General features: G+C 55.2%; 19 protein-coding genes. 4 read left to right on the forward strand and 15 right to left on the reverse strand.

Annotation, left to right across the window (positions count from 1 at the left end; genetic code table 11):
* The first annotated feature begins 445 nt into the window (after nt 1-445).
* The 3 genes from HMPREF1508_RS05040 to HMPREF1508_RS05050 are packed head-to-tail and all read left to right on the forward strand — an operon-like array spanning nt 446 to nt 3,678.
* Nucleotides 446-1,273: a polyphosphate polymerase domain-containing protein gene (locus HMPREF1508_RS05040; RefSeq protein WP_044960052.1), complete on the forward strand. Its 828-nt coding sequence runs from the start codon at nt 446-448 to the stop codon at nt 1,271-1,273.
* The gene (locus HMPREF1508_RS05045) at nt 1,257-1,946 is read left to right on the forward strand and encodes a DUF4956 domain-containing protein (RefSeq protein ID WP_006906673.1); all 690 of its coding nucleotides are present in this window, start codon (nt 1,257-1,259) and stop codon (nt 1,944-1,946) included. Before HMPREF1508_RS05040 ends, HMPREF1508_RS05045 begins: the two co-directional genes overlap by 17 nt.
* Nucleotides 1,933-3,678: a carbohydrate-binding domain-containing protein gene (locus HMPREF1508_RS05050; protein WP_049906898.1), complete on the forward strand. Its 1,746-nt coding sequence runs from the start codon at nt 1,933-1,935 to the stop codon at nt 3,676-3,678. Before HMPREF1508_RS05045 ends, HMPREF1508_RS05050 begins: the two co-directional genes overlap by 14 nt.
* A 221-nt stretch (nt 3,679-3,899) precedes the next feature.
* Here the strand turns inward: HMPREF1508_RS05050 and HMPREF1508_RS09665 are convergent, their stop codons facing one another.
* The 13 genes from HMPREF1508_RS09665 to HMPREF1508_RS05115 all read right to left on the reverse strand — a co-directional run bounded on the left by HMPREF1508_RS09665 (nt 3,900) and on the right by HMPREF1508_RS05115 (nt 18,518).
* On the reverse strand, nt 3,900-5,159 hold the full coding sequence (locus tag HMPREF1508_RS09665; RefSeq protein WP_049906899.1) for a sensor histidine kinase: 1,260 nt from the start codon (nt 5,157-5,159) through the stop codon (nt 3,900-3,902).
* Nucleotides 5,156-5,869: a response regulator transcription factor gene (locus HMPREF1508_RS05065; RefSeq protein ID WP_006906676.1), complete on the reverse strand. Its 714-nt coding sequence runs from the start codon at nt 5,867-5,869 to the stop codon at nt 5,156-5,158. Before HMPREF1508_RS05065 ends, HMPREF1508_RS09665 begins: the two co-directional genes overlap by 4 nt.
* 157 nt (nt 5,870-6,026) lie before the next feature.
* Nucleotides 6,027-7,451 (reverse strand): DUF975 family protein, encoded by a 1,425-nt coding sequence (locus HMPREF1508_RS09670; RefSeq protein WP_049906900.1) that lies wholly within the window; start codon nt 7,449-7,451, stop codon nt 6,027-6,029.
* Nucleotides 7,452-7,585: 134 nt separating this feature from the next.
* Nucleotides 7,586-9,070 (reverse strand): tetratricopeptide repeat protein, encoded by a 1,485-nt coding sequence (locus HMPREF1508_RS05075; protein ID WP_006906678.1) that lies wholly within the window; start codon nt 9,068-9,070, stop codon nt 7,586-7,588.
* 9 nt (nt 9,071-9,079) lie between these two features.
* Nucleotides 9,080-9,226: a hypothetical protein gene (locus HMPREF1508_RS10365; RefSeq protein WP_006906679.1), complete on the reverse strand. Its 147-nt coding sequence runs from the start codon at nt 9,224-9,226 to the stop codon at nt 9,080-9,082.
* A 79-nt stretch (nt 9,227-9,305) separates the two neighbouring features.
* A complete protein-coding gene (locus tag HMPREF1508_RS05080; protein ID WP_044960060.1) occupies nt 9,306-11,972 on the reverse strand; it encodes a valine--tRNA ligase in 2,667 nt (888 codons plus the stop codon).
* Between the two features lie 481 nt (nt 11,973-12,453).
* Complete coding sequence (locus tag HMPREF1508_RS10185) at nt 12,454-12,606, reverse strand: FeoB-associated Cys-rich membrane protein (protein ID WP_156784526.1); 153 nt, start codon at nt 12,604-12,606, stop codon at nt 12,454-12,456.
* 134 nt (nt 12,607-12,740) lie between these two features.
* Complete coding sequence (gene feoB, locus HMPREF1508_RS05090; protein ID WP_044960067.1) at nt 12,741-15,050, reverse strand: ferrous iron transport protein B; 2,310 nt, start codon at nt 15,048-15,050, stop codon at nt 12,741-12,743.
* A 9-nt stretch (nt 15,051-15,059) separates the two neighbouring features.
* Nucleotides 15,060-15,284: a FeoA family protein gene (locus HMPREF1508_RS05095; RefSeq protein WP_044960070.1), complete on the reverse strand. Its 225-nt coding sequence runs from the start codon at nt 15,282-15,284 to the stop codon at nt 15,060-15,062.
* 84 nt (nt 15,285-15,368) lie between these two features.
* Nucleotides 15,369-15,566: a FeoA family protein gene (locus HMPREF1508_RS05100; protein WP_330360274.1), complete on the reverse strand. Its 198-nt coding sequence runs from the start codon at nt 15,564-15,566 to the stop codon at nt 15,369-15,371.
* 36 nt (nt 15,567-15,602) lie between these two features.
* Nucleotides 15,603-15,857 carry a heavy-metal-associated domain-containing protein gene (locus HMPREF1508_RS05105; protein WP_044960072.1) on the reverse strand — a complete coding sequence of 85 codons (255 nt, stop codon included), beginning with the start codon at nt 15,855-15,857 and terminating at the stop codon, nt 15,603-15,605.
* 177 nt (nt 15,858-16,034) lie between these two features.
* On the reverse strand, nt 16,035-16,730 hold the full coding sequence (locus HMPREF1508_RS05110) for an L-ribulose-5-phosphate 4-epimerase (RefSeq protein ID WP_044960074.1): 696 nt from the start codon (nt 16,728-16,730) through the stop codon (nt 16,035-16,037).
* A gap of 177 nt (nt 16,731-16,907) precedes the next feature.
* The gene (locus HMPREF1508_RS05115) at nt 16,908-18,518 is read right to left on the reverse strand and encodes a xylulokinase (protein ID WP_044960076.1); all 1,611 of its coding nucleotides are present in this window, start codon (nt 18,516-18,518) and stop codon (nt 16,908-16,910) included.
* A gap of 274 nt (nt 18,519-18,792) precedes the next feature.
* On the opposite strand from HMPREF1508_RS05115, the gene HMPREF1508_RS05120 reads away from it, so the two are divergent.
* Nucleotides 18,793-19,179 (forward strand): metal-dependent transcriptional regulator, encoded by a 387-nt coding sequence (locus HMPREF1508_RS05120; RefSeq protein WP_044960077.1) that lies wholly within the window; start codon nt 18,793-18,795, stop codon nt 19,177-19,179.
* A 142-nt stretch (nt 19,180-19,321) separates the two neighbouring features.
* Here HMPREF1508_RS05120 and pyk read toward each other — a convergent pair whose 3' ends face one another.
* Entirely contained in the window at nt 19,322-20,764 is a 1,443-nt protein-coding gene (gene pyk, locus HMPREF1508_RS05125; protein ID WP_044960078.1) for a pyruvate kinase, read from the reverse strand.
* 114 nt (nt 20,765-20,878) lie between these two features.
* Nucleotides 20,879-21,811 carry a carbamate kinase gene (gene arcC / locus HMPREF1508_RS05130; RefSeq protein ID WP_044960079.1) on the reverse strand — a complete coding sequence of 311 codons (933 nt, stop codon included), beginning with the start codon at nt 21,809-21,811 and terminating at the stop codon, nt 20,879-20,881.
* Nucleotides 21,812-22,013 lie beyond the last annotated feature (202 nt).

The raw sequence follows: 22,013 nt of genomic DNA on the forward strand, positions 1-22,013 counted from the left end.
TATCCACTTCTTCCCTGTAAGATCGCTTTCCCATGGAGAGGCTCTTTATCCCTGGAGGATTGCTTCTTCTCCGAAGGCCTCTTCTTACAATTACATATGCTTATTATAAAAGCCGACGCCCTGTTTTCATTTGCACCTGCCTGCATATGCAATATGGCGGCGGCTTTCTTTTTTGTAATAATGACCGCTTCGTGGACGATATGGCATACTCGGGCTTCCCATATGCCATTGTTCATGACTATAGAGCATGACTAAGGAGCACTCGTGGTGCATTTTTCGCCGCGTATAAGGCTGCATGCGACCCCTGGGAGCGAATCGATGATCGGTTCGGCAACATCGTGCGCATTGTATGGATACGAATTTTTCAAAACTTTAGGTTGACTTTAACTTCCCCCTGTATTCTCTTCTCATCCCAAGACAAGAAACAAGCTGAAAGGAGGTCAACATGGCAGATCAGATGATTTTCAAGCGCTATGAGCTCAAGTATCTCCTGTCTCCGGAGATGGATCGGGCCATCCGCATAGCCATGATGGAACACATGGTGCCGGATATCTACGGGAGGAATACCAACCTCTCCCTCTACCTGGATACACCTGATTTCCTTCTGGTCCGCCGATCCATTGAGTCTCCTGTTTATAAGGAAAAGCTTCGGATCCGCAGCTACGGAACCGTCGGCCCGGAGGACAAGGTCTTTGTAGAGCTCAAGAAGAAGTACCGAAAGGTGGTCTATAAGCGAAGGGTCGCCCTGACCGAGGATGAGACAAATGCCTGGATCAAAGGGTCTTGTCTTCCCGCGGACAGTCAGATCGTGCGGGAGATCGACTACAGCCGCAGACTTTACCCCCAACTGGCCCCCCGCATGCTCCTCTCCTATGACCGGCAGGCTTTCTACGCGAAAGAGAATCAGGACTTTCGGCTGACCTTTGACCGGAATATTCTCTGGCGGATGGAAGACCTCAACTTACACAGTCCCGTTCGGGGGCGGCCCCTTCTGAAGGACGGACAGGTGCTGATGGAGATTAAGACAGGGGCAGCCATTCCCCTCTGGCTGGTAGAAGTTTTAAGCCGCGAGAAGATCTACAGGAGCTCTTTTTCCAAGTACGGCAGAGCTTATGAAGAGCTGATGCGAAAAAACAAACCAGGGGGGCAGGCATATTGGAAGCCCCCCATCCCCGGCGGACAAGGTTTTCTGCCCGAACAGGAATTGCGAAATTCCCTTCCCGCCCCAACGGAACACGAAGAGAGGAGGCATGACAATGACATCGCTGTTTAGCGGAATTTTCGACACATCAACAAGCACGGTAATCGCCCCGGGATATTTTCTGCTCTGCCTGGGGGTATCCTTTCTGATCGGTCTCTGGCTGGCCGGCATCTACGCCTACCGAAGCCGGCACACCCAGTCCTTTATGCTGACTCTGGCCCTCCTTCCCGCCATCGTCTGCGTGGTGATCATGATGGTCAACGGCAATATCGGCGCCGCGGTCGGCGTAGCAGGAGCCTTCTCTTTAGTTCGCTTCCGCTCCGTCGCCGGAAGCGCCAAGGACATCGCCATGATCTTTTTAGCCATGGCGGCTGGCCTGATCGTCGGCATGGGATATCTGGCCTACGCGATTCTCTTCGCTCTGCTTGTAGGAGCTGCCCTCTTTGCCCTGGTACAGACTGATTTCGGGAGCACTCGCAGATCTCTCTACAGGAATCTGCGCGTGACTATCCCGGAGGATCTGGACTATACGGACCTGCTCGGGGATATTTTCAAAAACTATTGCAGAACCTCTCATCTGGTCTCTGTCAAGACGAGCAACATGGGAAGTCTCTTCAAACTGACCTACGATATCGAGCTCAAGGATCCCGCGAGGGAAAAAGAGATGCTGGATGCGATCCGCGTCCGAAACGGTAACCTGGAAATCACAGTTTCACAGCAGGAGGTGACAAATGAGCAACTTTAAGAGATATAACATCAAGCGTTTTGGCGCAATCGCCATGGCCGGAGGTCTGACCCTGGGACTGGCAGCCTGTGGAGCAAAGACCGCTTCAAAGACTGCTTCCAGCACCACAACGAGCAATACCGCGTCCGCGACTTCTGCCGCCGCTTCTTCCTCAGATTACTTCACAGACCGGGACCTGTCCGGTGACTATGACGACGCGAGCGCCACCCATATCACCCTGTCTGACAGCGCTTCTACGGTCGATGGCCAGGGAGCGAGTGTCGACGGATCCACAGTTACCATTACATCGGAAGGCACCTATGTCTTCTCCGGCAGCCTCTCCAACGGGCAGATCAAGGTAGAGGCGGATGATACCGCCAAGGTTCAGATCGTTTTGAAGGGCGTGAGCATCAGCAATTCCGGCTCGGCAGCCATTTACGTCAAGACGGCGGACAAGGTTTTCGTCACAACGGCGGAGGGCAGCGACAACCGTCTGACCAGCAGCGGAAGCTTCGCCGCGGACGGCGACATCAAGGTGGACGGAGCTATTTTCTCTAAGCAGGATCTGGTGATCAACGGCAAGGGCTCCCTGTCCGTCAAGTCCTCCGCAAACGGGATCGTCAGCAAGGATGACCTCAAGCTGACCGGGTCTACCGTGACGATCGACGCCCAGGGCAAGGGACTGGAGGCCAATGATTCCATCCGAATCGCCGACGGAACTTATACGATCAACGCGACAGATGACGCTATACACGCAGATTCCTCTGACACAGAGGCCGGCTTCTTCTACATGTCGGGCGGCACACTGGCCCTGTCCAGCGGCGATGACGGTATCCACGCCGACGGCAAACTCAACATCGTCGGCGGCAAGATTGTCGTCAGCCAGTCCAACGAGGGCCTGGAAGGATCCCAGATTGTGATCGACGGCGGCGACATCAATGTCACATCCAAGGACGACGGCCTCAATGCCGCCGGGGATTCCAATACAAGCAGCGACTACTCCATCACGATCAACGGTGGTAAGCTCGAGGTCAACGCCTCCGGCGACGGCATTGATTCCAACGGTGATCTCTATATCAACGGCGGCGAGACCTACGTCTCCGGCGCAACCAATAACGGCGACTCCGCCTTAGACTACGGAGATCGATCCAAGGGAGTCATCAGCGGCGGAACGCTGATTGCCACCGGCTACTCCGGTATGGCGGAAGCCTTTGACTCCTCCTCCACCCAGGGCATGATCCTCTATGGGCTGAGCAACACTTCCTCAGAAACTGTGACCGTGACAGATTCCTCCGGAAATGTCCTGGCTTCTTACACTCCGCCCAAGAACTACAACGCGGTCTATGTCTCTGCGCCCGGAATGACGACCGGAAACAGCTACACCATCGCAACCGGATCCTCCAGGCAGACCATCAGTCTTGACTCCATCGTCACGACCTCCGGGAACGTAAACAGCCGCGGCATGGGCGGAAACAGCTACACCATCGCAACCGGATCCTCCAGGCAGACCATCAGTCTTGACTCCATCGTCACGACCTCCGGGAACGTAAACAGCCGCGGCATGGGCGGCCCCGGAGGCATGGGCGGCTCTGGCAATTCGGGCGGCCCCGGAGGTTCGGGCGGCTCTGGCAATTCGGGTGGCCCCGGAGGTTCGGGCGGCCCCGGTGGTTCGGGCGGATCCGGCAGCGCAGGCGGCCCCGGAGGTATGGGTGGATCGGGCAGCTCCGGCAAGTCCGGCCGCTCGGGCAAATGAGGTACTTCCGGAAAATCCGCCGATTCAGGCAAGAACTGACAGCTAATCAAAATTCCGCGGGTCTCCTCTGAGACGTCAGCAGAAATCCGCGTTTATCATAAAAGCATATTACGCACCACCACAGGAGAGAGGGACGACGACTGCCGTCCCCCTCTTATTCATGCTTTGAAATCACCATGACAAATGCTCCGTGGATCACCCTGGCGTACTGTGATCGCACTCTACGACCAGTGCTTCGGAATCACTACGACAAATGCCTTCGTATATCCCGGGTAGTTCTCGTCTAAGATCAGTCGGTAACCATGCATCTGGCTGATCTTGGCCGCAATTGAGAGCCCCAGGCCCGATCCTCCCCGGCTGGAGCGCGAGCTGTCTCCCATGGCGAAGGGCTCGAACATATGCTCCGCCAGCTCCCGGGGGATGGGCTGCCCGTCATCAGCGATGATCACCAGAATCCCCTCTCCCAGTCCGTATCGGATCCGGTCCTCTTGCGTCTGGCCGCGGCGCATCTGATCATAGGAGAGGGCTCTGTCCGTGTGCCTGATGGCCTGCGTGCGAACCAGAATCCTCGTCCCCCTCGGGTTGTGGCGACTGGCATTGTTGATCAGATTGCTGATCACACGTGAGAATTGAACCCGATCCGCCAGGATCTGCCAGCGCTCCTCGCTGATCTGCGCGTCCAGCTCCATCCCTCTGTCCTCTACCTCTTCAAAAAGCAGAGCGGTATTCTCCCGGACCAGCTCATTGATATCCAGGGTTCTCTTCTGCAAATGAAATCCCGTAGAGTTGATCTTCGCGTAGTCAAAGAGGATATTGATCAGATCATTTACCCGCCTGGACTTGGCCTCAATGGCCTTAAGATATCGTCTGGCCAGAGCTGGATCCGTGACCATGCCGTCTTCCAGTGCCCTGGCATAGCCCAAAACCGTCGTGATCGGATTGCGCAGGTCATGGGCGATATCTGAGAGGATCAGATTCCTGTCCGCGTCGAATTTCTCATGCTCTTTTCTCTGCTCTTCCTGCAGAAGACGCATCTGCCCAATCACGAAACGGGCATAGAGAACCCCTGTGATCACATAGGGCAGAGCATAGAGAACGATCATGTTCGCCAGCACGAGCAGAAGAAGAAAGACGCCTCCCCCCGTCAGATGCGGCAGAACCATTCCCTTCGATCCCGTAAAGGCGTGGCTGACGATCGCCGCCAGTATCTGATCCCCCAATTCTGTCAGACTGCCCTGAAAGATCAGACCAAGCAGGCGAACCAAAAGCAGAAAGATCATCCCTAAAAAGAGATAAACACTCTGCCCGACCGTCATGCTTTGAATCCCCGCCTGCTCCATCAGCGGCAGAATCAAACCCGGCACAAAGAGGCGGTTCACCAGCTGAACAACGAGCAGCTCCAGGCCCGCCGCCACCAGCATGACCACGATAAAACCCGCGATCAGGCGAATGGTCATATTGGTCTGCTGCTCGGATGTCATCTCTTTTTCTCCATGCGATATCCCAGTCCACGGATCGTCCGGATATAGTGGTTGTTGTCCCCATCATCCAGCTTGGAGCGAAGCTTACTGATGCAGACCATGATATTATTGTCCGCAACGATATACTCCTCCTCCCAGCCTCTCTCATAGATCTGCTGCTTGGTAAAGACCTTGCCGGGGTGAGACATGAAGAGATCCATAATCCGATACTCTACCGAGGTCAGGTCGATCTCCTCTTCTCCGCGGTAGAGGGTACAGGCCTCCCGATCCAGGCGAAGGTCCTGCACGCGCAGCTCTTTTTTGCCCCTATCCTCTCCGCTTCCGAGGGCAATATCCGCTCCCAGGGCATAGAAGCGCCGGATCGAGGCATTGATCCTGGCCACCGCCTCCAGGGGGTTAAAGGGCTTGGACAGATAATCATCCGCCCCCAGATTAAGGCCCAGAATCTTATCGGAATCCCCGTCCTTGGCAGAGAGCATGAGAACCGGCATGTTGCTCTTCTTCCGAATCTCCTTGAGCAGACAAAAGCCATCCATCTTGGGCATCATGACGTCGAGCACGCAGAGATCCACATGCTCTTTCTTAAGCAGATCCAGGGCCTCCAGGCCGTCATTGGCCTCTAAAACCCGATAGGACTCATGATCCAGGTACAGACGGAGGAGTTCACGGATTTCGGCCTCATCGTCTGCCAGCAGGATTGTATATTCCATCTTCCGCGCCCTTATCCTTTCACTCAATTCCCTGTATTCACCGCATCTATTATAACAAAGAGGGTCGACCTCATGTATCGCATGCGCGCATTCCGCAGCGCCGCGACAGATACCGGTCGACCCTGTCTTCACATTTCACGTTTCATCGAATTGCTTCTCAGCGGGACTGATCCTCCCGGTCGGCGGAACGGCTCGCCTCAATTGCCTGAGCAAAGGTCTCCGCGTCAGGGTCGAGACCTCCCTCTGTCGCCTTTCCCTTACTTTCCTCAGACTGCGCTGTCTGGCCTAGTCCAGCTTCCTCTGTCTGCGCGGCTCCTTGGCCAGCTTCTTCTGTCTGCATCGGTGCCTGGCTCTCAGCAGCGGATTCCTCCTTTGGAGTGACCCCCTGGCCTTCGGCTGTATCTGCCTTCTGCGCAGCTACCTGGCCTTCAGCAGTCGATCCCTCCTTCTGTACAGCCGCCTGGCCCTGGCCGGACACAGCTCCTTCCCTCCTGATGTGGTTGAAGGGGTTATTCTCCTCTGTCACCAGATTGGCCTCCGAAGCAAAGGGGGACGTCGGCGCTACCGGAGAGACCGGCTCCTGAGGAACCTGCGGTGTCGGGTCAATCGGACTGTCCACACGGTCGAAGGGACGCTTCTCCTCCTTGATAGCCTCATAGAGGGCAGCCCTCGTCTGTACAACATATGGATTGGCCCAGAAGAAATTGGAAATTCCCAATGTCACAGTCCCAAGCAGGAACCAGGGGATAAAGGAGAGATCCAGAACAAAAGATCGGAACTTATTGCCATTCATCATATACCTGGAGACAGCAAAGGCATCCTCTCTCGGCATATCCGGATACTCCGCCAGCAAATAGGGAATCATCTGATACTCGTAGGACTTGACGATGCCTGGGATCAAAAAGAGTAAACTCCACAGGGATGTGAAGAGTCCCCGCAGGAACATGATCTTCACTCCGTTCATGTAGTGATGATCGAAGCCGTGACCCAGGCTGGACACCCGACCGGGTCCATGCAGATTGTCTAAATAGAAGCGGCTGGCTCCCAGTTCCAGAGGACCATAGACAAAGACGGAGACAAGCAGTCGGATGGTTCCCAGGATGAGGATCAGAGCGAACCCGAGGGCCAGAAACGCAAAGAACATCACATAGATCCGGGCCCAGACTGTATCCTGAACGCGGCGGGAATTCCAATAGTCCCTGTTATACTGATAGCTGTCCCTGTAGGAATTGCTGTAACCGTTGAAATAATTATTGCGAAACAGACGGGAGAGATCCTCATCGTCCAGGAGAGAGCTGCTGTCAGGATTGGTCTGATAGGAGGCCGGATAGACCAGATCAGACTGCACATAGCCATTGGAATCTGTCCTGGGAACTGCGGAGAAGAGAAGGTCTTCCCAATAATTTGCTCCAGATGCGATCGTTCCCACAACTGTAGCCACGGAAACGCCATTGACCCAACCGCTGGCAATACCGCCTCCGGCAGTCGCCATCATAAAGGCAATGGTCACCAGCAGTGTACGCCAGTAGTTGCCTCGAAAGGCCTTCTTGGCTCGATCCTTTAAATCTTTTCTTTCCCACATAAAAATACTCCTATCAGAGACTTGTTTTTCAAGTCAAATCATAGGAGTATAACCTTATTCCCGCAATAGAAAAACCTTAAAAGATTCTTAAAAAGCCCTGATTCGTCCCGCTGCCCTTTCGGGTTGACCTGTCTTCACCTGGTCTGCAGATTGGCATTATTCTGGCGAACGCTGTCCTGCCCCGCCTCAGGCGCGTTTCCCTGGGCATTGCTGTCCGTAAAGCTGTTATCCTTATTTACCGTGACCCCAAGCCCCTTTAAGTCTTTTTTGGCTGATGTGCGATAGTGAGAACCGGTCAGATCCGTCAAAAGCTGCTCGTAATACTTGACGGCATTGTCCCGGTCGCCCAGCTTATTGTAGGCAGAGGCCAGCCGATAGAGGGCGGCGCCGTCCTCATATCCGGCACTGGCCTTGTCCTGAACCAGGGGCAGGTACTGGTTGACCGCCTCCTGCCAGTTGCCGGCGCTGTAGGCCGTATTGCCCGCTGTATACGCCGACTTCTTCTTGAAATCAGCCAGCTTATTGTTGAGCTCGTCATAGTCGGCCTTGCCGGTGTCTCCCAAAAGATCTCGGTTCACGGAGGAAAAGGCCTGATAGGCCCCCGCCTGATCATTGGCCGCCAGCTTTCTCTTGGCCTCGATTAGATTCTCATAGGAAGTCACCGCATCCGCCTTGCCGGTATAATTGGATAGCTGACTCTGCAGACTCTCCACCTGCTTCTGCAAAGAGGAAATACTGGTGTCCGACGCCTCCTTCTGCTGATTGGCGGATACTAAGGCATCGGCTGCCGTGCTGTTATTGTGCGCTCTGACCGCCGGGTAAATGAGGAAGACCGAGATCAGAATCCCTGTGATGATCCCCACAAGGATATTGAGGAAGCTCCCTCTGACCCCGTCAAAATAGTCTAAGACAGAGCGATGATCCTCCAGGGGTATCTCATCACTGCCCAGTATAGAAGCCCGGGGAAGACGACGTCGGCTCCCCCTGTGTGACTGGGCGGCCTTCTTAAGGCCCTCCCGGGTCTCCTTGCTGTAGCGAACGGTCACGGGGTCAGAGGCGTCAATCCTCCGGGCCACCTTTAAGGCCCTGTCCGCTTCCTCGTAATTGCCGTCCGCGATTTGGCAGAGGGCAAAGAGCTGATAGGCCTTGACCATATGCGGATTCATCTCCATAACCCGCTTGAGCTGAATCCTCGCCAGGTCTCGGTTTCCCTCCTTACAGTAGCGAACCGCCTGGTTGAACTTGTGCATGGTATTGGTGATCTTGTCCAGGGCGCCCCTGCTCTTCTGGATCTCCTCCAGGTAAAAATCCACCCGATTGCCTTCCGGCTGCAGATTCTTGCTGATCACCCACTCGTTCAGGGCTAAAACCGTCTCGCCGATCTCATAGTAGCACAGTCCCAGCAGGTTTCTTGCATCCGTCAGCCCCTTGTCGCAGTGCAGGGCAGTCTCCAGATTTTCAATAGCGGAAGAAATCTCCCTGTTTTGTGCCCGGCGCAAGCCCTCGTTATAGAGCTGCTGACCCCTGGCCCTGACCCTGCGGTACTCCCTCAGATTGGCGCCGCATATGGGACAGTATTCCTCCCTGTCGATCTCATAGCCGCAATAAAAACAATTCATAGCAGCCCCCTAACGGCGTAGCGCTCCGCCATTTTTGACAATCTCTCGCATGAGATCTGTCAAATCTGTCAGGTCTTTCCCGTGAATAGCGTCTTCCGCCTCTTCAACTTCCATAATGGGCTCGTAATGCTTCAGCTCTTCCTCAAAATCTATCATGAAAAATCCTTCCCCCGGCTACCGGAATACATTTCACAGGGACGCGCCGCAGGGTTTATCTCCCTCCGACGCAGGGCTCTCACACGGACAGCCCTTCCTCGATGGACTTGAGTCGGGCTGTGACATCCGCCATCATCTGCTCATACTTAGCCAGCTTATCCCGCTCAGCCGCCACCTTATCCGCAGGGGCATTAGAGAGGAAGCGCTCATTGCTCAGCATGCCGTGAGACCGCTTCAATTCTCCCTCCAGACGTCTCTGCTCCCTCGTAAGGCGTTCCTTCTCCTTAGTCAAATCGACCAGATCCGCCAGGGGCATATAGATGACCGCGTCGGGAATCACTGCCGACACCGCGTCTGAGCCGATCCCGCTCTCGTCCGCTTGGACACAGACCTCAGAGGCGTTGGCGAGCCCGGCATAGGTCGTTTGATTTTGCGAAAAAATCTCCCGAATCCCCGCGTCCTGGGACACGATAATCAGCTTGGACTTACGGCTGTTGGGCACATCCATCTGCGTCCGGGCATCGCGAACGGCCCGAACCAGATCCATGGCGTGCTCCAGAGCCTGCTCCGCCTCCGGATCACAGGCCTGCGCGGAGTAAACGGGCCAGTCCGCAATCATAATGGATTCCTCCTCCGGGCGCAGGCTGCAGTATATCTCCTCCGTAATAAAGGGCATGAAGGGGTGGAGGAGCTTTAAGGCCTCCGCCAGAACTCCCTTCAAGGTATAGAGGGCTGCGTTTGCGGAGTCCGGATCCTGCTCCTTGTGGTACATGCGGGGCTTGACGATCTCAATGTACCAGTCGCAGAACTCATCCCAGATAAAATCGAAGACCTTCTGTACCGCGATCCCCAGCTCATACCTCTCCATGTTGTCCGTAAGCTCTTTTACCACGGTATTCAGGCGGCTTTTGATCCAGCGATCTTCTATTTTCAACTCACTGGACGCCGGCTCATGCAGGCTGACCCCGTCCAGATTCATCAGGATGAAGCGGGAGGCGTTCCAGACCTTATTGGCGAAATTGCGGCTGTTCTCCACACGCTCGATATAGAAGCGCATGTCATTGCCGGGCGCGTTTCCCGTGATCAGAGTCAGGCGCAGGGCGTCGGCCCCGTATCGGTCGATGATCTCCAGGGGATCAATCCCGTTGCCTAAAGACTTGGACATCTTGCGCCCCTGGTCGTCGCGAACCAAGCCGTGGATCAGGACATGGTGGAAGGGAGCCTTGCCGGTCTGCTCCAGGGCGGAGAACATCATGCGGATGACCCAGAAGAAGATGATGTCGTATCCCGTCACCAGAACATCGGTCGGATAGAAGTAGTCCAGCTCCGGCGTCTCCTTTGGCCAACCCAGGGTGGCAAAGGGCCAGAGGGCGGAGGAGAACCAGGTGTCCAGGGTGTCCTCATCCTGGACGAAATGCCTTCCCTTGCACTGAGGGCAGGTCTCCGGGGCTCCACCCCGTTTCACGACAATCCGGCCGCAGTCCTGACAGTAATAGGCCGGAATCCGGTGTCCCCACCAGAGCTGACGGGAGATACACCAGTCCTTAATGTTCTCCAGCCAGTGCTCATAGGTTTTCCCGTAGTTCTCGGGAACAAAGCACATCTCTCCCCGCTGAAAAGAGTCGAGCGCCTCCTTCCCCATCTCCTTCATACGAACAAACCACTGGGGTTTGATCATAGGCTCAACCGTCGTGTGGCAGCGATCATGAGTGCCGACGGCATGGGTGTGGGGAACAACCTTGACCAGAAGGCCCAGCCGATCCAAGTCCTCCACCATGGCCCTGCGGGCCTCATAGCGGTCCATGCCCGCGTACTTGCCGCAGCGGTCATTCAATGTGGCGTCGTCATTTAAAATGTTAATCTCTTCCAGCTGATGGCGCTTGCCCACCTCGAAATCATTGGGATCGTGGGCGGGCGTAATCTTCACGCAGCCGGTTCCAAATTCTCTGTCGACATACTCGTCGGCGATCACCGGAATCTTCCGGTCCGTCAGGGGAAGGAGGAGCATTTTGCCGACCAGGTCCCGATAGCGGTCATCCTCAGGATTGACAGCGACAGCCGTATCCCCCAGGAGGGTCTCGGGACGGGTCGTCGCGATCTCAACGAACCGGCCCTCCTCCCCCGCAATCGGGTACTTAATATGCCAGAAGCTGCCCTCCTGATCCTCGTGCTCGACCTCCGCGTCAGACAGGGAGGTCTGACAGCTGGGACACCAGTTGATGATCCGGCTGCCCCGATAGATATAGCCTTTCTCATACAGGCGGCAGAAGACCTCCTCGACCGCCTCGGAGCAGCCCCGGTCCATAGTGAAGCGCTCCCTCTCCCAGTCCGCGGAACTCCCCAGCTTCTTCAGCTGATTGATAATCGCGCGGCCATATTCCTCTCTCCAGTCCCAGCAGAATTCCAGGAACTTCTCCCTGCCGATGGCCAGCTTGTCAATCCCCTTTTCCTTCAGGGCATTGGTCACCTTGACTTCCGTGGCGATGGCCGCGTGATCCGTCCCCGGCTGCCAGAGGGCTTCATAGCCCTGCATGCGCTTGTAGCGGATCAGAATATCCTGCATGGTATTATCCAGGGCATGACCCATATGCAGCTTTCCGGTGATATTGGGAGGGGGCATGACAATGGTGAAGGGCTTCTTATCCCGGTTCACCTGAGCGTGAAAATATCCCTTATTCTCCCATTTCTCATACAGGCGGACCTCGATCCCCTTGGGATCATAGGTCTTGGCAAGCTCCCTGCTCATACAAACTCCTTCCCTGGTCGAAAAAGACCGTGAAACAGCGCATACCGACCGCCATACTCGCGATAACATTCCTGTTCCCGCGCGATATATGGCGACCAGCATGGCATTTCACAGCCTCGTCATGCCTCTTCCTTCCGATTGGCTCTACTCTCTGTTTCCTGCGCCAAAGCCGTAATCTCTAGTCATTTTAAGCGGATCCGGGGGGCTTGTCAACGTGCCGGACAGGCACTCAAACCCACACCGGACGGGCACCCAAGCCTGCCGCTCAAGCCTGCCGCTCAAGCCTGCCCGCCCGTCCGGGCTACAGATCCGCCCTGACAGGCAAAAATCAGGCAAGGCAAAAGCAACGTAAAAGAGCACAGCCGGCATGAAGCGCCGACTGTGCCCTATCATCCGTGACAGGCAAGTGCCCACGGGGCACAGATCTGATTCCCTTTACTCCAGGAGCACAGAGTCAATATCCGCTCTCCTGCCTGGGATATCAGCCCTTCTTCTCCTCGGTACAGCAGGATCCGTCTGCGCAGTTTCCGCTGCAGCCGATGCAGCCCCCGGAATGACGGATCACATGAACGCAGCCGATCACCAGTGCCACAATGGCAACAATCGCAATGATACTTCCAACAATCGTAGGCATATTTGCTCCTTTCTCATCAGATCCCCTGGCGAAGGAATCCTGACGACAATAATAACACTGATATTTTTCAAATGCGCGCAGATCAAAGACAGATCTGCACGCATTGATTTGCATTTACAGCAATGAGAAATTTATTACTGCTTATTCTTCTCCAGAGCCTCAACAGAGGTCTCGCCTCTCACTGTCTCCTCAGGCACATAGCCCCTGCGGAAGAGCAGGTAGAGAACGCCCGCCAGGAGGATGAAGCCCACAACAGACGCGGCGGTGAAGGGTACGCCGAAGGCCAGACCGATGACACGGTAGACGATCAGTGACACAACATAGGCCCAAGCGCACATCCAGCCGACTGCGGCCCAGAACCACTTGCGGTTGTTCATCTCTCTGCGGATAGCGCCCATAGCAGCAAAGCAGGGGGCGCAGAGCAGGTTGAAGCACATGAATGCATAGGCGGAAATAGGAGTGTAATCCTTGGCCACATTGTCCCAGATCTGTTCACCGTCATCCTCCAGATCGTCGTCACCCTGGTAGTTGTAGAGGACGCCGAAGGTACCGACAACATTCTCCTTGGCCAGAAGTCCGGTCACAGACGCGACGGTCGGTCTCCAAGAGCCGAAGCCATTGGGTCTGAAGATGGTAGAAATGGGCTGGGCGACGGTAGCCAGAATGGAGGAGTCCATATAGGAGACCTCATCCTCATCCACATTCATCTTCTCCGCCAGATCAGTGACGATCTGCGGATTCTCCTCGACCGCGTTGGCCCAGTTGTCATCCTGCAGATAGGAGAACTTCCCTTCAATGAAGCCGAAGTTGGAGGCGAACCAGATGATCATGGTCGCGAGAATAATCATGGAACCGGCGCGCTTTACGAAGGAGAAGCCTCTCTCCCAGGTGGCGCGGGCGACATTGCCCACGGAGGGCACATGATAGGCGGGCAGCTCCATAACGAAGGGAGCCGGCTCTCCCGCGAAGGCCTTGAATTTCTTCAGGATGATTCCCGAGAGGACAATGGAAGCCATGCCGATGAAGTAAGCGGACACGGCGATCAGGGAGTTGCCTCCGAAGATCGCTCCGGCGATCAGGCCGATGATGGGCATCTTGGCGCCGCAGGGGATGAAGGTGGTAATCATAACCGTCAGACGGCGGTCACGGTTATTCTCAATGGTACGAGTTGCCATGATTCCGGGAACGCCGCAGCCGACGCCGACTAAAACCGGGATGAAGGACTTGCCGGACAGGCCGAACTGGCGGAAGATACGATCCATGACAAAGGCGACACGGGCCATATATCCAATGTCCTCCAGAATCGCCAGGCAGAGGAACATAACGACGATCTGGGGAACGAAGCCCAGCACAGACCCGACACCCGGGATAATTCCACTCTGAATCAAAGAGTAGATAATTCCTCCCTCCTTAAGGTGCAGGACGCCCAAAAGGAGCATATCCATCCAGGCCGGAACCAGCTTGGCGAAGAGTTCCTCGTTGATCCAGTTGGTTGCAATGGTTCCGATTCCGATATGACTGCCGAAGTCCCCGTTGGCGCCGCCCATGGAAACGGCATAGACGAAGGCCATGATAACAACGAAAATCGGCAGGCCCAGCCAGCGGTTGGTGACAATGCGGTCGATCCGGTCAGATATGGTCATGGCGTGCTTGCCCGCCTTCTTCTTGACCGCGGAGGAGATAATCTTCGCAATATACTCATAGCGGGCATTGGTCACAATCGACTCGGAGTCGTCGTCGTAGTGATCCTCACAGGCGGAGACGATGTCCTCAATCTGGCTCTCGACGTCCTTAAAGCGGCCTGACTCCATCATCTTGGAGTCTCTCTCAAAGAGCTTGATGGCGTACCAGTGCGCGAACCTGGCGTCGACCTTGCCCGCGATCAGGTTCTCGATCTTGTCAATCGCAACCTGGTCCTCTCCGCTGAAGATGGCCGGAGCGACGACCTCCTGCCTGGACTTGGCAGCCTTTACCGCGAGCTCCGCCGCCTGCGTGGTGGACTCATTCTTGAGCGCGGAGATCTCGATTGTCGGGACCCCCAGCTCCACAGCCAGTTTCTTGACGTCGATGGAGTCTCCGTTCTTCCGAACCAGATCCATCATGTTCACTGCTAAAACCACAGGAGTCCCCAGTTCCATCAGCTGGGTCGTCAGATAGAGGTTTCTCTCAATATTGGTTCCGTCGACGATGTTTAAGATAACATCCGGTTTCTCCTCTACCAGATACTGTCTGGAGACAACCTCCTCCAGAGTGTAGGGAGAGAGAGAATAGATGCCCGGTAAATCCTGGATCGTCACATCATTGTGACCCTTGAGTTTACCTTCCTTCTTCTCAACCGTAACACCGGGCCAGTTACCGACATACTGTCTGGCGCCGGTCAGGTTATTAAACAACGTCGTTTTACCGCAGTTGGGGTTACCTGCCAGAGCAATTTTGATACTCACACTTGCCTCCTACTCTTCTACTTCAATCATCTCTGCGTCCGCCTTGCGGATGGAGAGCTCATAACCGCGCACATTCAACTCCATGGGATCACCCAGGGGAGCCACCTTGCGAACCAGAATTTCTACTCCCTTGGTGATCCCCATATCCATGATACGGCGCTTGGTCGGGCCCTCTCCGTGCAGACGTCTGACCGTCGCCTTTTCCCCAACCTTAACATCTTTGAGTACTTTCATATTCTCCTCTTTCTGCACAATAAAATGCCTGCTGCTCTTGCCTCAGGCATTGCCAAACCATACTGCTCGGTGTCCGGACTCTCTCTATACCATAATCCGGTTTGCCATACCTGCATCAATCGCAACGCGAGAGGACTTGATCTGTACAATCAAGTTGCTTCCGTTATCACTGACCACCATGACCTCTTCGCCGGGGACGAAGCCCAGCTCGGACAGGTGGTTGCGCACACTGTCGCGCCCGTTGATTTTAATGATCGTATTCTTGCTGCCCTGATCTGCCATGGAAAGCGGCATCATCAACATCACCTCGATTCTCTCTCAGAAGCGTCCGAACAGCCCCTTCTTCTGGCAGGGAAGGCACTCAGCACCCAGGTAGTCATACCCGGTCTCCTGAATCGCCGCCTCAAGAGCGTCCAGATCCACCTTCTCCTCTGTGAGGAAGGTAGCCTGCTTCTTCCTGCGGTCCGCCTTCACCTTCTTCGCCGATGGGACGGCCTTGCGGATTGCTTCGGCGATATGCGCCTCGCACATATTGCACATCATACCTTCAATTTTGGCTTTCGTCTGATACATCCAGTTAGTCCTTTCTAACCAGTAATAGTATATTGTAAGGGTACCCTTACTTCTATAGTCAAATTGCACAGATTTGCCTCCCCTAACAGGCGATTTTCAACAAAAAATTACCTCTATTCTCAAATGCTTCTGCAAAAATTCTCATATCCTTCCTCAAAACGCACTTAGCCGACCGCATTAGCCCTGCCCATAATAGGCATGAGCCCCGTGCTTGCGATAGAAATGCTTGTCGCGGATGGCATCCTGAGCCGGTCTGGCCTGTGGATTGATTTGCTCTGTCTGACAGGCCATTCGAGCCAGTTCCTCCAGAACGACGGCATGGTAGACCGCCTGAGCGGCATCCTTCCCCCAACAGAAGGGTCCGTGGCTGGCGCAGAGAACCGCCGGCGTGAAGACCGGATCCAGTCCCCGCTCGTCGAAGGTCTCCAGGATGACATTGCCCGTCTCCTCCTCATAGGCCGCTTCTATCTCCTGCGGCGTCAGATCTCTGGTGCAGGGAACGGGACCGTAGAAATAGTCCGCGTGCGTCGTCCCGTAGAGAGGGATATCCCGTCTCGCCTGAGCCCAGGAAGCCGCCATGGAAGAATGGGTGTGAACAATGCCCCCGATTTGGGGCCAGGCCCGGTAGAGCCGCAGATGCGTTGCCGTATCCGAAGAGGGGCGCAGATCTCCCTCTACCTGTCTGCCCTTAAGGTCTAAAACGACCAGCTTCTCCGGGGTCAGATCCTCATAGTTAAGGCCGCTCGGCTTGATAACAATCAGGCCGCGTTTCCGGTCAATCCCCGAGACATTGCCCCAGGTATAGGTCACCAGCCCGCGCGCGGGCAGCTCCATATTGGCCCGGTAGACTTCCATCCGCAATTCTTCCAGCATATCCTTCTCCTTCTTTTGCCTCTCTATCTTATCTTTGTGTGGACAGACCCTGTCCGCTTCTGTTCACTGCCTGCCATCCTTCTTATTTGAATAAGCCTGCCCGCACTCAAAGAGTCGCCTTAGACCGGCTTTGACCCGCTCCTGTCGGCTCACAAGGGCCAGCCTGTTCTGAAGAGTCTAATCCCGCCTTCTGCTCTGTAAGCGTTCTCCGGCGAGCCGTTCAAGCGCAAGTCCCTCCCGATAGTCTTGCATGTAGCGCTCAAAGCCCTCGACATCCTCAGGATCCGGCGTCATCGTCTTCGTCTCCATCCGACAGAAGACCTCCTTCTTCAGATAGGTCGCCAGATCCGGCCGAACCATCGGTTCCGTCAGCATATATGCCGCCAAAACGGCGATTCCCCAGGAGCCTCCCTCAGAGGCCGTCGCCAGAAGCGAGACAGGAGTATTCAGAGCGGCCGCCATGAAGCGCTGTCCTACTCCTCTGGTCTTGAAGAGGCCTCCGTGCGCGTACATGCGCTCCAGCGGCACGCCCTCTTCCTTGAGCAGGATGTCCATGCCGATTTTGAGCGTAGCCATGGAGGAATAGAGGTTGGACCGCATGAAATTCGCCAGTGTGAAATGGTCTTCCGGTCGTCTGACCTGCATGGGACGGCCAAGAGAGCAGCCGGTCACATGTTCCCCGGACAAATAATTGTAGGAGATCAGGCCTCCGCAATCCGCCTCTCCGGCCAGAGCCTCTTCATATAGCTTGCCGTAGAGACTGTCCATATCCATCTCTATTCCGGCCAGCCGATTATAGTCCGCAAAGAGCTGAACCCAGGCATTGAGGTCACTGGTGCCGTTGTTGCAGTGGGCCATGGCGACGGGCTTTCCGTCCGCTGTCGTCAGCAGGTCCAGCTCACGGTGGATATGGGAAAAGAAGTGATCCATGACGATCATCGCGAAAATAGAGGTCCCTGCGGACACGTTCCCGCTGCCCGCGGCCACGCTATTAGTCGCGACCATACCTGTTCCCGCGTCTCCCTCCGGCGGGCAGAGCGGAATTCCGGGGATCAGATCCCCCTCGGGATCCAGACATCTGGCCCCGTCCTCTGTCAGGTAGCCCGCCCTCTGTCCGGCCGACAGGGGCTTCGGCAGAATCTTCATCAGGTCCAGGTTCAGACCGGCAATGACAGGATCCGCCTGGAAACTGGCAATGTGATCCGCCCGATAATTCCGGGTCTTCTCGTCAATCGGGAACATGCCGGAGGCATCTCCGATTCCCAGCACCTTTTCCTCGGTCAGCTTCCAGTGCACATAGCCCGCCAGCGTTGTCAGAAAATCAATCCTGGCCACATGCTCTTCCCCATTCAGGACGGCCTGGTAGAGGTGGGCGACGCTCCAGCGCTGGGGAATATGATAGGAAAAGAGTTCTGTGAGCCGGTCCGACGCCCTCTCTGTCATCGTGTTGCGCCAGGTTCGGAAGGGAACCAGCAGATTTTTGTCCCGGTCAAAGGCCAGGTAACCATGCATCATCCCGCTGACTCCGAGCGCTGCCAGCTTAGACAGCTTCACCCCATAGCGATCGAAGACATCCCTCTTCATGGCGGCATAGCAGGCGGCCAGTCCCTTCCAGACATCCTCCAGATGATAGGTCCAAATGCCATTCTCCAGTCGATTCTCCCAGGTGTAGTCTCCCCCGGCGATCGGCCGGTGACTCTCGTCGATCAGAACCGCCTTGATTCTGGTGGAACCGAACTCGATTCCCAGTACTGCTTTTCCCTCTGCAATTGTCTCTTTCGCCCCCATAGTTCCTCCTTTTTTCCGCGGGAGATTTTCCGTCTTTCCTCCGCCTTATGCTTTCCTCTATCAATTATCACTGTCTTTCGGTTTGTGTGCACGTGCACGTTTTCTCTATCCTATCAGCTTGACGGGCATTCTTCAATCGGGAATCAGCTTTTCGCCTGCTGATACAATCGGGAATCAGGTTAGCGCTTGCTTTTCCTCTCTGAGAGTCTTATCATATCAGTTGTATAAAATCTTTTTTGTGCAAGCTTATTTTGCAACCACAAGGGGTGTGCTTATGAAAATGCAGGAATCGGCCCAGGATTACTTAGAATCCATTCTCATCCTCTCCCAGAAGCAGGACTATGTCCGCGCCACTGACATCTGCGCCTATTTCGGATATGCCAGAGCAACCGTCTCCGTCTTCATGAAGCAGCTCAGAGAGAACGGTTACGTCAGCATGGATGAACACAAGCATATCAGCCTGACTGAGGCCGGCCGCCAGGTCGCCGTCGAGATGTATGAGCGCCACAAGTTTCTCTCCGCCTTCTTCGAGAGCATCGGCGTCCCGGAGGAGATCGCCGTTCGAGACGCCTGCCGCATGGAGCACTATATCTCCGCTGACACCTTCAAGGCTCTCAAAGAACACTTCGGCACATCCGCGGAAATAGAAGCCGGGAAATAAGATTCCCGGGATAAAAGCTGTTCATAGGACAGCGTCTTTGTCAGACAAAATATTTGAGAAGGCCCCTGCGATCGCAGGGGCCTTCTCAATATCGATTGCATATTACAAAAGCTGTCAGAACAGATACATAATCAGGCAAAGTTTATCTGGCCTGGTGTACCTTAAGCAGATTGGTCTTGCCCTCGACAGCCAGGGGAAGGCCCGCGGTAACAACCGCCAGCTGATCCTTCTCCATCAAATTCGCCCGGACCGCAGCTTCGACGGCATCATCAAGCAGTCTGTCAATATCGCTCTCGGTCTCAATCATGACAGGTGTCACGCCCCAGTAGAGGTTCATCTGTCTCATGACCTGCTTATCGGTACAGCAGGCAATAATCGGATTGGCCGGACGGAATTTGGAAATCTGTGTGCAGGAATGACCGGATTTCGTCACATTGATGATGGCTACAGCGTCGATATCAGCGGCCAGCGTGCAGGCCGTATGGGCAATCGACAGGGCGACCCCGTCCTCTTCCTTAGCCTCGATCGCTGATACGCCGCGCTCTTTCAGGCGGGCCTTGTAATTGATATCTTGTTCCGTGCGCACACAGATCCGGGCCATGGTTTTCACTGCCTGGACCGGATAGTTACCGGCTGCTGTCTCACCGGAGAGCATCACAGCCGATGTCCCGTCATATACGGCATTGGCCACATCTCCCGCCTCGGCCCTGGTCGGTCTCGGATGGGTAATCATGGAGTCCAGCATCTGCGTTGCCGTGACAACCAACTTTCCCTTGAAGAGGGTCTTCTTGATAATCTCCTTCTGAAGGATCGGGACATCCTCCAGGGGTATCTCAACACCCATGTCTCCACGGGCCACCATAATACCGTCACAGGCGTCAATAATCGCGTCGATATTGGAAACGCCCTGGTTGGATTCAATCTTCGCAATAATCTTGATATTATCTCCCCCATGCTCATGAAGGATCTTCTTGATCTCCAGGATGTCTTCCGCTGTGCGGGTAAAGGAAGCCGCAATAAAATCGAAGCCCTCCTGGCAGCCAAAGATCAGATCGGATCTGTCCTGCTCTGACAGATAATCCATGGTCAGGTCCACATTGGGAACATTGACCCCCTTCCGATTCGACACCGGTCCGCCGTTTAAGACTCTGCAGGTAATATCGGTATCGGTCAGCCCGGTAACCTCAAGTTCCACCAGACCATCATCGATCAGGATATGGGACCCGACCTCGACATCTTTGGGCAGATCCCGATAGGAAACCGTGACAATCTCATTCGTTCCCTCAACCTGGCGGGTCGTAAGCGTAAAGGTCTGGCCATCCTCGAGCATCACCTTCCGGTCTCTGAAGTCCCGAAGGCGGATCTCCGGCCCTTTGGTATCCAGCAGGGCCGCAACGGGCAGGCGCAGCCTGTGCCTGATCTCACGAAGCTTGACCAGACGTCCCAGCTGCTCCTCGTGATCTCCATGGGAGAAATTAAAGCGGGCGACGTTCATACCGGCCCTGACCAGTTCCTCCATCAACCCATCCCTGTCAGTGGATGGTCCCATGGTACAGATGATTTTCGTCTTGCGCTTGTAATCCATGAAAAATTCTCCTTCTCTCTATTGCCCTGACGCGCGTAGATCCTCACGCCCTCATGGCGACGATCGCTTTTTTGGTCAACGATTGCCCTGACGCGCGTGAATCCTCATGGGCAATCACTTTCCGATCATCGTCCCTCTCTGTCCCGCGATGGTCTTCTCTTGACCCTTCAGCCGCGTGATCAAAACCTTGCGAATGGCGGAATCCCCGATAAACTCAATGGCAGCCCGGATCTTGGGGAGCATATCGTCCGCGCCAAACATCCCCTGGTCCGCATATCTCGAGGCGTCCTCAACGCTGAGATAATCCAGCGCCTGCTCCTGCTCTGTTCCGAAATGAAGACAGACCTTGTCGACAGAGGTTAGAATCACCAGCATATCCGCGTCCACCGTCTGCGCCAAAAGTCCCGCCGCCGTATCCTTCTCAATGACGGCAGAGGCTCCCTTGAGGTCCTGCCCCTGCTCCAAAACCGGGATCCCGCCGCCGCCGCAGGCAATCACGAGCTGATCCGCCTCCAGAAGCGCGTTGATGGCGTCCGCCTCCACAATATCTATGGGCCTCGGCGTTGCCACAATGCGGCGATAGCCGCCGTCAACCGCCACAATGTGATTGCCCTTCTTCTCCTGTGCCCTGGCCTCTTCCTCATTCAGGACGCGGCCGATCACCTTGCTGGGATGGTAGAAGGCCTCGTCATAGGGATCCACCGTCATCTGCGTCAGAAGCGTGACGACATTCTTGTAAATACCCCTGCGATTCAGTTCGCCCCGGATGGCATTCTGCAGATCGAAGCCGATATAACCCTGGCTCATGGCGGAGGCAACAGACATGGGCGTGGAGGTATACTCGCTGTGATTCTTGGAGAACTCATTCATGGCCGCGTGAATCATGCCAACCTGAGGACCGTTGGAGTGCGTGATCACCACCTGATAGTCCTTCTCGATGAACTCGGCGATTGCCCTTGCCGTCTTGACCGTCGCCTCCTTCTGCTCCGGCAGAGTGGTCCCAAGCGCCTCATGTCCCAGGGCAATGGCAATTCTCTTTTTCTTCATTGCGTACCTCCCATTTCGCATGAAAACTTGTCCCTAGAATAGCATATCCGGGGCTCTTTTACTATGTAAAAAGAAATCCCTGATGCGACCCGATGCGGCAAAAATAGGGTTATAGGACAAAACGTGTTGATAGCTAATCCCATTGATCATAGAAGCTACCCACCTTATGGAAGTCGCTCCAGACGATAGCATCGCCCCATAT

This window comes from Shuttleworthella sp. MSX8B (assembly GCF_000524295.1).
In the GTDB taxonomy this organism is placed as follows: domain Bacteria; phylum Bacillota; class Clostridia; order Lachnospirales; family Lachnospiraceae; genus Shuttleworthia; species Shuttleworthia satelles.

Excerpts from the sequence above, each read along its gene's own strand:
- HMPREF1508_RS05040 (WP_044960052.1), top strand. The coding sequence starts at position 446 with ATGGCAGATCAGATGATTTTCAAGCGCTATGAGCTCAAGTATCTCCTG.
- HMPREF1508_RS05045 (WP_006906673.1), top strand. The coding sequence starts at position 1,257 with ATGACATCGCTGTTTAGCGGAATTTTCGACACATCAACAAGCACGGTA.
- HMPREF1508_RS05050 (WP_049906898.1), top strand. The coding sequence starts at position 1,933 with ATGAGCAACTTTAAGAGATATAACATCAAGCGTTTTGGCGCAATCGCC.
- HMPREF1508_RS09665 (WP_049906899.1), bottom strand. The coding sequence starts at position 5,159 with ATGACATCCGAGCAGCAGACCAATATGACCATTCGCCTGATCGCGGGT.
- HMPREF1508_RS05065 (WP_006906676.1), bottom strand. The coding sequence starts at position 5,869 with ATGGAATATACAATCCTGCTGGCAGACGATGAGGCCGAAATCCGTGAA.
- HMPREF1508_RS09670 (WP_049906900.1), bottom strand. The coding sequence starts at position 7,451 with ATGTGGGAAAGAAAAGATTTAAAGGATCGAGCCAAGAAGGCCTTTCGA.
- HMPREF1508_RS05075 (WP_006906678.1), bottom strand. The coding sequence starts at position 9,070 with ATGAATTGTTTTTATTGCGGCTATGAGATCGACAGGGAGGAATACTGT.
- HMPREF1508_RS10365 (WP_006906679.1), bottom strand. The coding sequence starts at position 9,226 with ATGATAGATTTTGAGGAAGAGCTGAAGCATTACGAGCCCATTATGGAA.
- HMPREF1508_RS05080 (WP_044960060.1), bottom strand. The coding sequence starts at position 11,972 with ATGAGCAGGGAGCTTGCCAAGACCTATGATCCCAAGGGGATCGAGGTC.
- HMPREF1508_RS10185 (WP_156784526.1), bottom strand. The coding sequence starts at position 12,606 with ATGCCTACGATTGTTGGAAGTATCATTGCGATTGTTGCCATTGTGGCA.
- HMPREF1508_RS05095 (WP_044960070.1), bottom strand. The coding sequence starts at position 15,284 with ATGAAAGTACTCAAAGATGTTAAGGTTGGGGAAAAGGCGACGGTCAGA.
- HMPREF1508_RS05100 (WP_330360274.1), bottom strand. The coding sequence starts at position 15,566 with ATGGCAGATCAGGGCAGCAAGAATACGATCATTAAAATCAACGGGCGC.
- HMPREF1508_RS05105 (WP_044960072.1), bottom strand. The coding sequence starts at position 15,857 with ATGTATCAGACGAAAGCCAAAATTGAAGGTATGATGTGCAATATGTGC.
- HMPREF1508_RS05110 (WP_044960074.1), bottom strand. The coding sequence starts at position 16,730 with ATGCTGGAAGAATTGCGGATGGAAGTCTACCGGGCCAATATGGAGCTG.
- HMPREF1508_RS05115 (WP_044960076.1), bottom strand. The coding sequence starts at position 18,518 with ATGGGGGCGAAAGAGACAATTGCAGAGGGAAAAGCAGTACTGGGAATC.
- HMPREF1508_RS05120 (WP_044960077.1), top strand. The coding sequence starts at position 18,793 with ATGAAAATGCAGGAATCGGCCCAGGATTACTTAGAATCCATTCTCATC.
- pyk (WP_044960078.1), bottom strand. The coding sequence starts at position 20,764 with ATGGATTACAAGCGCAAGACGAAAATCATCTGTACCATGGGACCATCC.
- arcC (WP_044960079.1), bottom strand. The coding sequence starts at position 21,811 with ATGAAGAAAAAGAGAATTGCCATTGCCCTGGGACATGAGGCGCTTGGG.